This window comes from Massilia glaciei, assembly GCF_003011895.2.
GTDB classification, from domain to species: domain Bacteria; phylum Pseudomonadota; class Gammaproteobacteria; order Burkholderiales; family Burkholderiaceae_D; genus Telluria_A; species Telluria_A glaciei.
In genome coordinates this window covers 1-15,633 of record NZ_PXWF02000049.1, presented here as the reverse complement: position 1 = coordinate 15,633, position 15,633 = coordinate 1, and the positions used below count along the sequence as shown (strand labels likewise).

Annotated in this window: 12 protein-coding genes; 9 read left to right on the top strand and 3 right to left on the bottom strand. The window is 66.8% G+C overall.

Annotation, left to right across the window (positions count from 1 at the left end; genetic code table 11):
• Both C7C56_RS03725 and C7C56_RS03720 read left to right on the top strand, forming a co-directional pair.
• The coding region (locus C7C56_RS03725) for an EAL and HDOD domain-containing protein (RefSeq protein WP_146204266.1) at positions 1 to 720 on the top strand (720 nt) is incomplete at its 5' end.
• The gene (locus C7C56_RS03720; protein WP_106756150.1) at positions 713 to 2,875 is read left to right on the top strand and encodes a putative bifunctional diguanylate cyclase/phosphodiesterase; all 2,163 of its coding nucleotides are present in this window, start codon (positions 713 to 715) and stop codon (positions 2,873 to 2,875) included. The genes C7C56_RS03725 and C7C56_RS03720, both read left to right, overlap by 8 nt.
• A 163-nt stretch (positions 2,876 to 3,038) precedes the next feature.
• Here C7C56_RS03720 and C7C56_RS03715 read toward each other — a convergent pair whose 3' ends face one another.
• Complete coding sequence (locus tag C7C56_RS03715; protein ID WP_106756152.1) at positions 3,039 to 3,254, bottom strand: DUF3820 family protein; 216 nt, start codon at positions 3,252 to 3,254, stop codon at positions 3,039 to 3,041.
• A 109-nt stretch (positions 3,255 to 3,363) separates the two neighbouring features.
• Here C7C56_RS03715 and C7C56_RS03710 point away from each other — a divergent pair, with 109 nt between their 5' ends.
• Together C7C56_RS03710 and C7C56_RS03705 are read left to right on the top strand one after the other, a co-directional pair.
• Complete coding sequence (locus tag C7C56_RS03710) at positions 3,364 to 4,965, top strand: NYN domain-containing protein (protein WP_106756149.1); 1,602 nt, start codon at positions 3,364 to 3,366, stop codon at positions 4,963 to 4,965.
• 187 nt (positions 4,966 to 5,152) lie between these two features.
• Positions 5,153 to 5,584, top strand: coding sequence for a hypothetical protein (locus C7C56_RS03705; RefSeq protein ID WP_229458029.1), 432 nt, complete (start codon positions 5,153 to 5,155; stop codon positions 5,582 to 5,584).
• 22 nt (positions 5,585 to 5,606) lie between these two features.
• Here the strand turns inward: C7C56_RS03705 and C7C56_RS03700 are convergent, their stop codons facing one another.
• Positions 5,607 to 6,095 (bottom strand): YciI family protein, encoded by a 489-nt coding sequence (locus C7C56_RS03700; protein WP_109246553.1) that lies wholly within the window; start codon positions 6,093 to 6,095, stop codon positions 5,607 to 5,609.
• A gap of 116 nt (positions 6,096 to 6,211) precedes the next feature.
• Positions 6,212 to 7,585, bottom strand: a complete 1,374-nt coding sequence (cysS, locus tag C7C56_RS03695; RefSeq protein WP_106756147.1) for a cysteine--tRNA ligase — start codon at positions 7,583 to 7,585, stop codon at positions 6,212 to 6,214.
• A 343-nt stretch (positions 7,586 to 7,928) separates the two neighbouring features.
• Between cysS and C7C56_RS03690 the strand changes: the two genes are divergently transcribed.
• The 5 genes from C7C56_RS03690 to C7C56_RS03670 all read left to right on the top strand — a co-directional run.
• The gene (locus tag C7C56_RS03690; RefSeq protein ID WP_106756146.1) at positions 7,929 to 8,687 is read left to right on the top strand and encodes a hypothetical protein; all 759 of its coding nucleotides are present in this window, start codon (positions 7,929 to 7,931) and stop codon (positions 8,685 to 8,687) included.
• A gap of 23 nt (positions 8,688 to 8,710) precedes the next feature.
• A complete protein-coding gene (locus tag C7C56_RS03685) occupies positions 8,711 to 10,933 on the top strand; it encodes a hypothetical protein (protein WP_146204265.1) in 2,223 nt (740 codons plus the stop codon).
• A gap of 53 nt (positions 10,934 to 10,986) precedes the next feature.
• Positions 10,987 to 11,814, top strand: a complete 828-nt coding sequence (locus C7C56_RS03680; RefSeq protein ID WP_181373011.1) for a TlpA disulfide reductase family protein — start codon at positions 10,987 to 10,989, stop codon at positions 11,812 to 11,814.
• Between the two features lie 269 nt (positions 11,815 to 12,083).
• Positions 12,084 to 13,946 carry a signal peptide peptidase SppA gene (sppA, locus tag C7C56_RS03675; protein WP_106756143.1) on the top strand — a complete coding sequence of 621 codons (1,863 nt, stop codon included), beginning with the start codon at positions 12,084 to 12,086 and terminating at the stop codon, positions 13,944 to 13,946.
• Between the two features lie 342 nt (positions 13,947 to 14,288).
• The coding region (locus tag C7C56_RS03670) for an efflux RND transporter periplasmic adaptor subunit (RefSeq protein ID WP_106756142.1) at positions 14,289 to 15,633 on the top strand (1,345 nt) is incomplete at its 3' end.

Here is a 15,633-nt window from a genome sequence, read left to right as displayed (position 1 = left end):
GCGCCGCCGGCGGCGGCCCTGTGGATCGGCGGCGACTGGTGCCTCGCGCAGCCGCCGCGGCAGCAGGCGGCGCAGGCGGCCTCGCGCGCGCTCGCGCTGCAGCTGGTGCAACTGGTCGCCGTCGACGCCGACAACCACGAGATCGAGGCGCTGCTGCGGCGCGACCCGACCCTGTCCTACAACCTGCTGCGGCTGGTCAATTCGCTCGGGGTCGGCGTCATGGGTCGGCGCATCACCAGCTTTTCGCAGGCGATCATGATCCTGGGGCGCCAGCAGCTGCGGCGCTGGCTCAACCTGATGCTGTTCAGCGCCCGCGCCGGCGACGCGCGCAGCGCCATGCTACTCGGGCGCGTGACCATGCGCGCCCGCGCGCTCGAGCTGCTCGCGCGCAGCCGCGGCCTCGACAAGGCGACCCAGGAGCAAAGCTTCATGGCCGGGATGTTCTCGCTGATCGGCGCGCTGTTCGGCATGCCGCTGGCCGAGGCGCTCGCGCCGCTCGCGCTTAGCCCGGCGCTGGTCGGCGCGCTGCTGCGGCACGAGGGCGAGCTGGGCGCCATGCTCGAGCTGGTCGAGACGGCCGAGCGCGGCGAGATGGGCGCGCTCGCGGCGCTGCTCGCGCCGATGCAGTTGTCGGCGCTTGACTTCAACGACGTGATGCTCGAGTCGGCCGACTGGATGCTAGGCGCGCTGCGCGACAACCAGGTCGGCGTCCATGGCTGAGACGGCGCTCGAACGCGCGCTCACGCTGGTGCGTGCCGCGCGCAAGCTCGACGGCGAGGCGCAGGCGCGCGCGCTGGCGAGCCTTGAGGCCGCGCTCGAGGAGGCGGGCGCGCAGGCGGCGCACGGCCAACACGGCGCGGGCGGCGGCGACGAGGTGCTCGTCGAGATCGACCCGGCCGGCTACCTGACCGGCTGGAACCGCGGCGCGGCGGCGATGTTCGGCTACACGGCGGCCGAGGCGCTGGGGCAGCACGTGCTGTTTCTGTACTGCGCCGACGACGAGGACGCCGAGATCGCCGAGCTGTTCCCGAGCCAGCGCGGCGGCCTGATCGAGGTGCGGCGGCGCAAGAAGAACGGCGAGACCATCTGGCTGCGACTGGCGCCTGGCGCGGCCGACGACGCCGACGGCCACGCGTGCGGCATGCTGGTGCGGATGACGCCGGTGGGCGCCCTCCTCGACGGCGACGCCAAGCAGCGCCTGCACGCGCGCATCATCGAAGACTCCGAGCAGGGCGTGCTGATCACCGACCACCTCGAGCGCATCGTCTCGGTCAACAGCGCGTTCACGCGCATCACCGGCTATTCGCAGTCCGAGTCGATCGGCCGCACGCCCGATTTGCTGCGCTCGGGCGCGCACGACGCCGAATTCCGGGGCAGGGTGCGCGCCGCGATGCGCGGGCACGGCACCTGGCGCGGCGAGATCATCGGCCGGCGCAAGAACGGCGAGCTGTTTCCGCAATCGGTGACGGTGAGCGTGGTGCGCGACCCCAACGGTGTGATCACCAACACGTTCTCGCTGTTCTCTGACATCAGCGTGCACAAGGACGCCGAGGCGCGCATGCAGCGCATGGCCAACTACGACAGCCTGACCGGGCTGCCCAACCGCGCGCTGTTCAACCATTTGTTCGGGCAGGTGCTGGCGGCCTCGCGCCGCAACAACGACCGCGGCGCCCTGCTGGTGCTCGACGCCAGCCGCATCGGCGCCATCAGCGACACGCTCGGACACGACATCGCCAACGAGCTGATCGTGACGGTCGGGGTGATGCTGCGCATGGCGCTGCGCGACGCCGACATCCTGGCCCGCATCGACGGCTGCAAGTACGCGATCGGCCTGCAAGGGGTGGCCACGCGCGAGCAGGCCGGGCTGGTCGCGCGCAAACTGCTCGATCTGCTGGCGGCCCCGATCACGCTCGGCAGCCACTGCCTGCGGGTGAGCGCCGATGTCGGCATCGCGACCTACCCCGAGGACAGCATAGACACCGCGGCGCTGATGCATTGCGCCGAGATGGCGCTGGCGCGGGCGAGCGACAGCGGGGCCGGCATCCTGTTCTACCGCGAGGAGATGGACCTGTCGGCGCGCGAGCACATGCTGCTCGAGACCGAGTTGCGCCAGGCGCTCGCGGGGCAGCAGCTCGAGCTGCACTACCAGCCCAAGGTGAGCCTGCGCAACGGGCGCATCGTCGGCGCCGAGGCCCTGATCCGCTGGCGCCATCCGCTGCGCGGCATGATCCGGCCCGACGTGTTCATCGCGCTGGCCGAGGAGTCGGGGCTGATCGTCGAGATCGGCGACTGGGTGCTCGACGAGGCCTGCCGCCAGGTGCGCCAGTGGATGGACGAGGGGTTGACGATGCCGCCGATCGCGGTGAACCTGTCGGCGCGCCAGTTCGACGCCGGGCTGCCGGCGCGGGTGCAGGCGGTGCTCGACCGGCACGGCGTGCGGCCCGAGCAGATCATGCTCGAGATCACCGAGAGCCTGCTGGTGCGCGGGGCCGACAGCGTCATCGCGATCATGAACCAACTGGTCGCGATGGGCATGGCGCTGGCGCTCGACGATTTCGGGACCGGGTATTCGAGCCTGGCGTACCTGAAAAAATTTCCGATCAGCGTGCTCAAGATCGACCGCTCGTTCGTGACGGGCCTGCCGTTCGACGAGCACGACTGCGCGATCGCGCGCGCGATCGTGACGATGGCGCGCCAGCTGCGCCAGGAGATCGTCGCCGAGGGGGTGGAGACGCGCGAGCAGATGACGTTTTTGCGCGAGCTCGGGTGCGACCAGTTGCAGGGATACCTGTTCAGCCCGGCCACCCGCGCGAGCGAGTTCGCGCTGATGCAGCACGAGGGGAGGCGCTTGATGGTCACCGCGGAGGTGGGCTAGGGACGAAAGGTTTGAACTTCGCGTATAGGCAAAGTCAGCATGGGTCCCCGCCTTCGCGGGGATGACGTTCACTAATGGTACCCGCCTTCGCGGGGATGACGTTCACTAATGGGCCCCGCAGCCTGTTGCCATGTAAAGGTGGCAGTGGCGCGCACGACGTGGCTTAACGCCGCTGCCGCAGGGGATCGAGCAGACTGCGCAGCGCATTGTGATCGAGCTCGTACATCAACGCCAGCAACTCGCCCAACTCCCCGCGTGGAAAACCCTCGCGCGCGAACCAGCCCAGATAATGCCCGGGCAAATCGGCGATCATGCGGCCCTTGTATTTCCCATATGGCATTTCACGCGTCAGCAGCAGTTGGAGATGTTCGGGTTTCATGCCGACACTGTAGCACCGCCCCATCCGATCACGCCAGCACGCGCCAATCCGATCTACATGCGTATAATCGCAACAACACTGATCCACCTTCATACAGAGAACATCATTTATGGCTTCATCCTCCGACAATATCAGCATGGCGGTATTCTGTGATTTCGAGAACGTCGCCCTCGGCGTGCGCGATGCGAACTACGAAAAATTCGACATCAAGCTGGTGCTCGAGCGGCTCCTGCTCAAGGGCAGCATCGTCGTCAAGAAGGCGTACTGCGACTGGGACCGTTACAAGGGCTTCAAGGCGACCATGCACGAGGCGAACTTCGAGCTCATCGAAATCCCGCACGTGCGCCAGTCCGGCAAGAACTCGGCCGACATCCGCCTCGTGGTCGACGCACTCGACCTGTGCTACACGAAATCGCACGTCAACACCTTCGTCATCATCAGCGGCGACTCCGATTTTTCGCCGCTGGTGTCCAAATTGCGCGAAAACCACAAGAAGGTGATCGGCGTCGGCGTCAAGCAATCGACCTCGGACCTGCTGGTGGCCAACTGCGACGAATTCATCTTCTACGACGACCTGGTGCGCGAAGTCAAACGCGCCACGGCGCGCCGCGACGAACGTAAAGAGCAGCCGGAGCAAAAGCGCTCGCCCGACGAAGGCAGCCGCCGCAAAGAAGAAATCGACGCGCGCAAGTCGCAGGCCATCGAGCTCGTCGTCGAGATGTTCGACGCCCTCGTGTCCGAACGCGGCGACAGTGGCAAGATCTGGGCCTCGCTGCTCAAAGACACCCTCAAGCGGCGCCGTCCCGATTTCAACGAGTCGTATTACGGCTTCCGCACCTTCGGCAACCTGCTTGAGGAGGCGCAAAAGCGCGGCATGCTCGAATTCGGCCGCGACGAGAAGTCCGGCGCCTACGTCTATCGCAGCGACAACGCGCAGTCGGCCATGTCGAGCGAGCCTTCGGCCGCCGCCGCGCCCACTGCCGACGCCGCCGACGAGCAAGCCGAGGAGACGAACACCCGTCCCGAACGCAGCCGTCGCGGCCGTGGCGGACGCAAGCAGACCGACTATCGCAGCGAACAGCCGGTCCGCCCGGCACCGGCCGCGAGCGAGGTCGACATGGACGAGGAGCCGCCGACCGCCTGGTGGAACGAGACCGAGGCCCCGGCCAAGCCGCAGCGCGACGACGACGACCAGCCGCTCACGCGCGACGTCGATGTGGACGAGGGCGAGGACGAGGACGAGGACGAAGACAGCCAACTGGCGCACCTTGGCACCTACGTCGGGGAAAAGCACGAGGAGCTCAGCGAGCAGGAGGAGGACGCGCTCTTCCAGCAAGCCGTAGCCTCGTTGGAGCAAACCGCGCCGGCCGCGAAGAAGGGTCGCACCGAGGGCCGCACCGAGGGCCGCACCGCGCGCGCCGGCCGCAAGCCGGCTGCGAAGCAAGGTGCCAAAGCGGCGGCCAAGCCGGCGGCCAAGCCGGCCAAGCCGGCCAAGCCGGCCAAGCCGGCGCAAGCGGCCAAACCGGCGCCCAAGCAGGGCGCGAAGGCGGCCGCCAAGCCGCCGCGCGCGCCAAAGGCGGCCCCGGAAGCGCCGATCGCCATCGTGCCCGAGCCGCAAGCCGTTGTTGCCGAAGCCAAAGCCAAACCGGCCCGCAAGCCGGCCGCCGCGCGCCGTCCCGCCAAGCCAAAAGCGAGTCCCGACGCGAGCTAAGTTTCGCGCCGTAACAAAAAAGGGGAATTCATGCGAGACATGAATTCCCCTTCTTTACATCCGGCCGCCATAAAACGCCCAAAAAGATGCGCGCCACGCAAACCAAGTAAAAATTAACGCAAACGCCATACCGGCTTGCAGGTCTAACAATCATATCGACACTTAACCGCCGTGAAGGAGCCCCATCATGCAAAAGTTATCTGCCGTTGTGCTGGCCTGCGCGGCGTTTTTTGACGGGCCCGGCGCGCACGCCGCGCCGCTCCCATCCGACCACCCCATCCTCGGCGTCTGGCGCCTGACCATGCCCGACGGCAGTTGCTCCGAGACCTACCGCTTCCGCGGCGACGGCACCACCCACGTCACGAGCGCCGACGAGGTCTCCGAGAGCACCTTCGACATCCCCGCCGAGCCGAGCGACAAAGGCTTTTACCGCATGGTCGACACTTTGGTCAAAGACAACGGCAAAAAAGACTGCGCCGGCCAAGTCACAAAGGTGGGCACAAAGGTCACCAACTTCGTCGTGTTCCACCCGTCCGGCGCGCTGTTCCTCATGTGCGAGGCCGAAACGCTCGATCGATGCATCGGGCCGTTCCACCGGGTGGACGGGCTGGTGATCTAGCCTGGCCTAGAACAGACCAGACCTACTTCTTCTGAATCTTTTCGTGCACGCCATTGACCGCCATGAGCGCCGCCGAACTATAGAATTTGTGGTATTCGGCGACCATCTCGCCGTTCACGACGACCGGGTCGGTCTCGACATAGGTTTTCGCAAGCGCGATGTCGGGCGTGGCGATGACAAACACGCCGCGCCATCCATCGACGCCGTCGAGCGGCCCGGCGACGGCGAGTTTTTTTTCGTTCGCGAGCCGTGTCATGTTCGCGAAATGGCCCTCGAACATTTTCTTGCGCTCGGGGCCGTCCGCCATTTTTTTTGGACCGGTCTTGAGAATCACCAGCACATAGCCGCGCATGCCCTGGTCGTTGCCACCAAGCGACTTGGCCAGTTCTGCATCGTATTGGACCGGCGCCGCGGCTGGCGCGGGTGGCGCCGCTGGCGCCGTCTGCGCGAGGGCGGGACGCAATGCCAGGCACACAAGTCCGATGGCGCAGATGAGTGGGTTTCGCAACATGAATAGCCTCCTGGTGGGTTTGTTGTTGGGTAAGCGGGGTATACGAGGGTAGCGGGGTAAGCGTTAAGCGGAACAGCCGGAACACTATCACAGCGGCCACGACCATCTCTAAACGGTTACATCCTGCGCGCCTGCTGCCCCGCCGCGGTGTCGTCGAGTTCGTAGCCGATGCTCCTGGCCTGGATGCGCAACTGATCGGCGTCGGACCAGCGTCGCTCGGCCCGCGCAAGCTCGCGCCGCGCCATCAGTTCGGCCAGCGCCGGCGGCACGCCCACCACCGCCGGCGTCCAAAGCGCTAGCCGCAGTCCGAAGGCCTCGTCGAAACGCGATATGGTCGCCTTTTTGCTTGCATCGGGCAGATCGCTTTTCAGCATCTCCCACGCCAATGCGAGCGCGCGCGGGAAATTCAAATCGTGCCTGAGTTCCGCCTCAAAGCGGTCGAGATAACCGTCGTCCGGCACGCCCGGTTCGCCAAGCCGCGCCACCAACGCCCGCATGCGTTCGAAGCCGCTGGCCGCGCTGTCGAGCGCGTCGTCCGAGAAACTGAGCTGGCTGCGGTAGTGCGTGGTCAGGCAGAGGTAGCGGAACGCGAGCGGATCGACGCCCCGGTCGATCAGCGTCTGCACGCGCACGAACGCGCCCGAGGACTTCGACATTTTCGCCTCGCTGCTTTTCAAAAAAGCGCCGTGCAGCCAGAAATTGGCAAGCCGCGTGCCGTAGCGCGCCTCGGTCTGCGCGATCTCGTTGCTGTGGTGGACGGGCACGTGGTCCTCGCCGCCGCAATGGATATCGAAATACTCGCCCAGGTGGCGCGCCGACATCGCCGAGCACTCGATGTGCCAGCCCGGAAAACCGACACCCCAAGGGCTGTCCCACTCCATTTGGCGCTGGCCCACAACGCCGCTGAACTTCCACAGCGCAAAGTCGGTGATCTGCTTTTTGTCACCGATATCGACGCGTTTTCCCGATTGCAGACCGGCGCGGTCGAGCCGGGCCAGATGGCCGTAGTCGGGCTGGCGCGAGGTGTCGAAATAGATGCCGTCCGCGGTGCGGTAGGTGAAGCCCTTGCGCTCCAGATCGGCGATGAATTCGATCTGGTCGGCGATATGGTCGGTGGCGCTGCACCAGGTGACGGGCTCCTGGATGTTGAGCGAGGCCAGGTCCTGTTTGAAGGCGCGCGTGTATTGTTCGGCGATCTCCCACGCCGTCTTGCCGGTGCGCTGGCTGCCTTTCTCCATTTTGTCTTCGCCGCTGTCCTGGTCGGACGTCAGGTGCCCGACATCGGTGATGTTCATCACATGGTTGACCTGCAAGCCGCTGTATTCGAGCGCCCGGCGCAGCAGGTCGACAAAGATGTAGGTGCGCAGGTTGCCGATATGGGCGTAGTCGTACACGGTCGGGCCGCAGGCGTACAGGCTGATATGGCCGGGTTTTATCGGCTGCAGTTCGCGCAGGCTGCGGCTATAGGTGTCGTACAAATTGAGAGTCATGCTCGGTTCCGGTGTGGGTCGTACAAAAACAAAAAGGGCCACAGGTTTTTCAACACTGTGGCCCTCGAGGATAGGATGATGCAATTGTTCTACGCGATGCTCTCCCCGAGCGCAGCGCCGCAACACTGCGCGGAGGCGGTGATGGCAGCTGGCGAGGAACGGTGAATTTTCATGGCGTCAATATTACATGCGCGAGTGGGGGTGTCAAGTCGGGCATGAAGGCTGGAAGAATTTTATTGCGTGGAATATAATATTTCTTCAAGCCTCAGCTGGCACACGCGGAGTTCCCCATGCAACGCAGTTATCAGGCAAGCAGACAGCGCTTCAACCGCGCGCCGGTGCGATGCTGACGTTTGCGCCGCGCCATGCCCCCCTGGTCGCGCTGCTAACGGCCGCGCTATGGCTGCTTCCGGCCGCCACGCCGCGCGCCGGCACTGCCTCGTCGCTGGCCGCGCTGCCGCCCACCATGTTGTGGGCCTGGGAGCGGCACGAGGACCTGCGCTGGTTGCCGTCCACGGTGGGCGTCGCCTATGTCGCGATCACGCTCGAGCTGACCGCCGGCCAGGTGCGCCTGCGTCCGCGCGCCTACCGTCTGCTGGTGCGCCCGGAGACGGTGGTGGTCCCGGTGGTCCATGTCGATGCCTCGTGGCGCCAGCCGCCGGCGCTCGACGCGGCCCAGCACGAAGCGATCGCCGCGCAGGTGCTCAAGGCGGCGCGCGGCGCGCGCTCGCGGGTGGTGCAACTGGACTTCGAGGTGCGCCGTTCCCAACGCGGCTTTTTGCTGGCGCTGGTGGGCGACCTGCGGCGCCGCCTGCCGGCCGACGTCGCGCTGTCGGTCACGGCGCTGGCCTCATGGTGCGCCGGCGACTATTGGATCGGCGCGCTCGAAGCCGACGAGGTGGTGCCGATGGCCTTCCGCATGGCGCGCGACGATGGCAAGATCCGCGGCCTGCTGGCCGAACAGGGAGGCTTTGTGCGGCCGCGTTGCCGCGGCGCGCTCGGCATGGCCACCGACGAAGCGCCGGTCAGGGTGGCCTCCGCCCGCCGCTATTTTTTCTCGCCGCGCTCCTGGGACCAGGACACGTGGCGCCGCATCCAATGACACACCAACCCGGGACCCCATCCATGCGTCGATCCACCTTTGTGCGCAACGCCTCGGCATTGCTTGCCGTCGCCCTGTGCGGCACCTCCAACGTGCTGATGGCCAGCGGCGACGACGGCTTGATCGATAACGTCTTCATGCCCGAGTACCACGTGCCGGTGCCCGAACTGCAGGGCTATGCCGCCGGCAAGCTCGGTGTTGTCACGCCTGGCCATTGGCGCGTCTACCATTTCCTGGCCTACCGCGCGCTCACCAGCCGCGCGCTTTCGAAGGACGAACTGGCGCTGCTGGCGGTGCGGGGCCACACGGTCGGCGCGGACGATGCGGACGATGCGACCGATGCCCCATCGGCGGCCGCGAACTGGATCAAGGCGCGCGGCGCCGTGCGTGGCGCGCCTGCCGTCGGGATCGACGTGATGGCCGACGTGGGCCAATTCACCATGATCGTCAACTGCCCGGCCGACGCCTTCGCGCGCGCCGGCGGCACGCTTGCCCAGCGCGTCAAGCAGGGAGGCCAGCAATGGGCAGCCGTATGGCTCGCCAACCAGGATGCGGTGTTCGCAAATTGCAGCCCGGAGATCGCGCAGCGCCCGGCGCCGGTGCCGCGTCCGATGACGCTGCCGCCGCCGCTGCCGGCCAAGGCGCCGGCCTGGCTGGTCAAGGACCACGCCTACCAGCGCGCCGCCGCCCATTTCTACGCGGGGCGTTTCGACGAGGCCCGCGCCCAGTTCCTCGCCATCGCCACGGACGCGGCCTCGCCCTGGCAGCCGCTGGGCAAGTATCTCGCCGCGCGCGCGCTGGTGCGCAGCGCTACGGCCGTGCCGCAGGCGCTCACGCCCGAACTGCGCGTGCGCCTTGGCCAGGCGCGCACCGAGTTGGCGGCCATCGCGCCGGACTACGCGCCGGCGCGCGCGCTGATCACTTGGATCGACATCCGTGTGCGCCCCGAGGAGCGGCGGCGCGAGCTGTCAGCGGCGTTGGCGGTGAAGCCGGTCGACGCTGGCACGCCGCAAATGGTCGTCGACTACCTGTTTTTGATGGACAAGCTCGAGCCCGATCTGCACATGGCGGCCGATCCCATGACGGCCTGGATCGGCGCGATGCAAGCGAGCAGCGGCGACAGCTACAGCAGCGCCATGGACACCGAACCGTCCAAACGGCGCCAAGCATCCTTCGCGCTGGCGCGCGCGCATTGGGACGCGCGGCACGAGCCGCTGTGGCTGGTGGCGCTGCTGACCAACGCGCGCCGCGGCGAGCTCAAACCGGCCGAGGCCAGGGCCGCCGCCGCGCTCAAACCGGACTCGCCCGCCTTCGTGCACCTGCAATACCATCTGGCGCGGCTGGCGCTGGCCGAGGGCCGCGCCAGGGACGCCGATGCCATCGTCTCCGCGCTGCTCGAGCAGCCGCAGGCGGTCTCGGTGCGCAACCGACTGCTGCGCATGAAAATGGTGTCGGCCGCCACCGACAAGGCCGCCTTCGCGGCCGCCAAGCGCACTCCCGCCGAGCAAGAACTGCCCGTGCCGGTGCCGAACGAAGGCTTGCCGCAAGCGCTCCCGCAATTCGACGACGATCTGCGCGCGCATCTGGCACGGCACCTGCCGCTGGCGACCATGGCGCGCGTCAAGCCGCTGCTGCCCGCGGCGGAGCAGAAGTGGTTGGCCGAACTGGCATGGACGCGCGCGGCACTGCTGGGCGAGTATGCGCTCGCCGACGGTTTCACCGACGACCTCGCGCGCGGCCGCGCGAGCACGCTCCATCTCTACGAGCGCTACAAAAAGGCGGCGACGGCGCAGGCCAAGCGCGACGCCGCCTTGCTCATCTTCGCCAACACGCCCGAGCTCGACCCGCGGCTGATCGGCGACGAAGTCAGCAGGCAAGGGCGGGTCCACTGGTCGTGCGCGGACATCGGTTTTAGTGGCGCCGCCGACGACGGGATGGAGCTGGTATCGCCCGCATTCGTCTCGGCCGCCGAGCGCGCCTTGCTGGACAAGGAAAAGGCCCAACTGGGCAAAGTGAGCAAACGCTCGAGCTACCTGATCCCGCGCGTGCTCGAATGGGCTAGACACAACAAGACCGATCGGGAGGCGCCCAAGGCGCTGCACTTTTTGATCGCCTCGACCCGCAATGAATGCAGCAGCGGCGCCCAGGATGACTCAGGCCGCAGGTACTCGAAGGAAGCGTACGAATACTTGCACAGGCACTACCCGAAGAGCGAATGGGCCGCGAAGACGCGTTACTATTACTAAGGCAATTACTAAGACAAGCGATAAAAAACCATGACGAACTGCGAAACCACCTGATGGGCGACCTGGCGATCGGCCTGTTTTCATTCCCCCTTGGCGTGCTCACCAGCTTCGCCGCCGTCGTCACGGTGCTGCTGCTCGGCCACCTTGGCACGCGCCGGGGCGGCCCCGACATCGAACCCAAACTGTGGATCGTGATCGGCGCGGCCTTGCTGGCCGCGCGGGCGGTCTATGTGGCCCGCTTTGCCGACCTGTACCTGGCCGCGCCGGTCAGCATCCTCGACATCCGTGACGGCGGCTTCCACCTCAAATCGGGCCTGTTGGCCGGCGCGGTGGTGGCGGGGTGGCTCACCTGGCGCGACAAGGCGGGGCGCAAGCCGATACTGGCGGCGACGCTCGCCGGCGCGGCGGTGTTTTTGCTGGTCGCCATCGTCCAAATTGTGCGCCCCGCGCCCACGCTAAACCTGCCGCAACTTGCCCTCGAGCGGATCGAGGGCGGCTCCCTGGCGCTCGCCGGTTTGGCCGGCAAGCCGGTGGCGCTTAACATATGGGCAAGCTGGTGCGGGCCGTGCCGGCGCGAAATACCCGCCTTGCGCAAGGCCCAGCTTGCCCATCCGGAGATCACCTTCGTTTTCGTGAACCAGGGCGAGGCGCCGGAGGTGGTCGGGAAGTTCCTGGGCGGGCAGAACATCACGCTCGCCAATGTCGTGCTCGATCGCAGGCACGCGGTGGCGAACGCGCTCGGCGCCAAAGGCTTGCCGACGACATTCTTTTTTGACAGCAAAGGGGTGCTCCAGGCGCGCCGCGCGGGCGAATTGTCGCACGCGACGCTGGCGGAGAAGATTGCGCTCATTCAACCGCCAAAGCCGCCGGCGCGGCCGTAGCGCGTGCCGGTGCCGCCAAACCGTCGTTCATTGACCGAATCGGGCATTTCATCGGTTTTAGCTACGCGTTTCGTGACGGCAACGCTAGACTTGGCCTTGAACTTTTAATGGCGGCGGGCATATATGATTTTCATGGCCGCCCGCCTTGGACGTGCAGAAAAAGCTTATGGCCAAGTTGGTGATTTGACCATTTGAATGGTTTTTTGGTTTACAGTGCGTGTTTTGCTCCCCGGGTTTGACCCGACACCTCATTTATTGCTGGAGTTTCAATGTCTTTTAAACCTATGTCCGCCATTCGCAATGGTGTCGTCGCATCCTGGCGCGCGCTCGACGCGACGCGCCGCGCTATCTTCAACATCCTTTTGCTGATCATCATCATCATGATCGTGATCAGCCTAACCACGGGCGGCGTCAAGCCGCTGCAGGAAAAAACCGCGCTCGTGCTCAATCTCAAGGGTGACCTGGTCGAACAGCACGAGGGCGATTTCAGCGAGTCGGTCAAGGCGGCGATGGGCGGCGAGACACGCCGCTCGGTGCAACTGCGCGACCTGCTCACCGTGCTCGACGCGGCCGCCAAGGACAAAAACATCTCCAGCGTGGTGCTGATGCTCGACGAGCTCGGCAACGCGGGCCAGGCCATGCTGCACGATGTCGGCGCCTCGCTCGGGCGCGTCCGCGCGGCCGGCAAGCCGATCGTGGCCTGGGGCGGCAGCTACAGCCAGAACCAATACCTGATGGCGTCGCACGCGAGCGAAATCTTCGTGCATCCGATGGGCATGGTCTACCTCGAAGGCATGGGCCGCCATCGCACCTACTACCGCGACGCGCTCGACAAACTGGGCGTGACCGTCAACCTGCTGCGCGTGGGCACCTTCAAGAGCTTCGGCGAACCCTACATCGCCAACGGCCCGTCGCCCGAGGCGGCCGAGGCCGACGCCTTCCTGTACAACGCGCTGTGGGCCAACTATGTGGCCAGCGTCGAGAAAAACCGCAAGCTGCCCGCCGGCGCGATCATGGCCAACATCAACGCGCTGCCCGAGTTGGTCAAGGAAGCCAAGGGCGACATGGCCAAGATCGCCTTGAAGGCAAAAATCGTCGACGGCCTCAAGACGCGCGACGAACTGCGCGACCTCATGATCAAGCGCGGCGCGCCCGACGAGAAGGACAAGACCTTCCGCCAAGTGTCGTTCCACGACTACCTGGCGCGCCAGAGCAAAAAAGTCAAATTCGGCGACGGCATCGGCGTCATCGTGGCCGCCGGCGGCATCACCGACGGCACCGCCGCCCCGGGCAGCATCGGCGGTCTGTCCACCTCGAACCTGATCCGCAAGGCGCGCGAGGACGACGACATCAAGGCGGTCGTGCTGCGTGTCAATTCGCCCGGCGGCAGCGCCTACGGCTCGGAACTGATCCGGCGCGAACTCGAGCTCACGCGCGCGGCCGGCAAGCCGGTTGTGGTGTCGATGGGCAACGTGGCCGCTTCGGGCGGTTACTGGATCTCGATGGCGGCCGACGAGGTCATCGCCGACGAGTCGACCATCACCGGTTCGATCGGCGTGTTCGCGATGCTGCCGACGGCTGAAAAGACGGTCGAAAAGCTCGGCATCCACACCGCCGGCGTGAAAACCACCTGGCTGGCCGACGCCTACAATCCGATGCGCGCGCTCGACCCGCGTTTTGGCGCGCTGGTGCAGGGCGCGATCGACCACATCTACAGCGAGTTCACGGTCAAGGCCGCGGCCGCCCGCAAAACCACGGTCGAGAAGATCAACGCGGTCGCGCAGGGCCGGGTATGGACCGGCGCCCAGGCCAAGGAACGCGGCCTGGTCGATCGCGTCGGCAGCTACCGGGACGCGCTCGATTCGGCCGCCAAGCGCGCCAAGCTGGGCGACGACTACCGCGTCTCGTACATCGAGCGCGAGGGCAATGCCTTCGAGCGCCTGGTCACCGCCATGGGCGGCTCGGCCGCGCAAGCGATCCGCATGGAGGTCAAACTCGGCCTGCTGCCGTCGACCGGCCTGCCGAGTGGCGCCGTCAGCGAGGTGAGCAAGGACCTCAACTTCCTGTCCGAGCTGACCGAAGGGCGCAAGCCGTTCGCGGCCGTCACCCACTGCATGTGCGTCGCGCCGTAGGTGCAGCCGGTTTTTTTGTAGCGGCTTTGTAACGGCTTGTAGCAGTGTTACAGGGCCACCAGCCCGGTGGTGCACGAGTGTGTGCTGCCGGGTGGCAACCAAATCCCCCTATGTGGCGGCGCCTTCAAGGCGCCACCGCCGCGGCCGGGCCATCGTCCGGTGGTCCGCGCCGGCGCCTCCGGGCGGGTAGTATCGCCCCCGTTTCGCCCCCCAACCGGCTGGTTTGAAACAAAGAAAATCCACTCCTCGTGCTACAGTCGCGCCGTCATTCATTGTTCGTTTGAACACTTTTGATGGCAGGCGGAACACCGGTTCCGCGGCCGACGGCAATCAAGGAATCGCATGCAAGCCCCCAACCCACCATCGGCCACCACGTCCGCGCCGCGCCGGGCGCTCGGCATCGCCATCGCCGTATTTGTCATGGCCGCGCTCGCTGGTTTGGCCTGGTACCTGACCCAACCGGACGAACCGGCGCAGGGCGGGCCGGGCGGCGGGCGCGGTGGCGGCGGCGGCCGCGGCGCCAGCACGGTCGGGGTGGCCACGGCCGAACTGACCGACATCCCGGTCGTGCTCGACGCGCTGGGCACGGTCACGGCGGCGGCCACGGCCACGGTGCGCCCGCAGGTCTCGGGCATTTTGCAAAAAATTAACTTCAGCGAGGGCCAATTGGTCAAGGCGGGCCAGGTGCTGGCCGTGATCGACCCGCGCTCGTTCGAGATGGCGCTGCTGCAGGCGTCGGGCCAGCGCCAGCGCAACGCGGCCCAGCTCGAGGCGGCGCGCGTGACGCTCGAACGCTTCCGCACCCTGCTCGCGCAGGACTCGATCGCGCGCCAGGAGGTCGACACCCAGGCCGCGCTGGTCAAACAGCTCGAGGGCACCCTCATGACCGACCGCGCGGCCGAGGGCATCGCGCGCTTGAACCTGAGCCACACCCGGATCAAGGCGCCGATCTCGGGCCGCGTCGGCCTGCGGGTGGCCGACCTTGGCAACCTGGTCGGCAGCGGCGACGCCGCCGGCATCGCCGTCATCACCCAGCTCGCGCCGATCGATGTCGAGTTCGCGGTGCCGCAAGACCAGCTGCCGGTACTGCAGTCGAGCATCGCCTCGGGCGCGAGCCTGCCGGCGATCGCCTTCGACCGCACCCGCACCAGGGAGCTCGAGACGGGCAAATTCGCCGCGCTCGACAACCAGGTCGACACCCAGACCGGCACCGTGCGCGCCAAGGCCCGTTTCGCCAATGCCACACAGGCGCTGTTCCCAAGCCAGTTCGTCAACCTGCGGCTCGAGATGCGCACCATCGAGGACGCCGTCGTGGTGCCGGTGACGGCGCTGCGCCACGGCAGCGGCGGTGATTTCGTGTATGTGCTCAACGCGGCCGAACGCACGGTGGCGCTGCGCCCCGTCACGCGCGGGCAGGCGGCGCCGGGCAAGATCGAGATCAAGACCGGCCTCAAGGCCGGCGAACAGGTCATCACCGAGGGCGCCGACCGGCTCAAGGACGGCGCCAAGGTGATGCTGCCGGGCGACAAACCGGCCGGCGGCGGCGGGCGCGCAGAGCGCGGCGCCCGCGGCGAGGGCCGCAGTGGCGAGGGTCGTGGAGAGGGCCGTGGCGAAGGCCGTGGGGAAGGCCGTGGCGAAGGCCGGCGCGGGCGCGCCCCCGAGGCTGCGCCGGCTGCGCCCGCTGCGC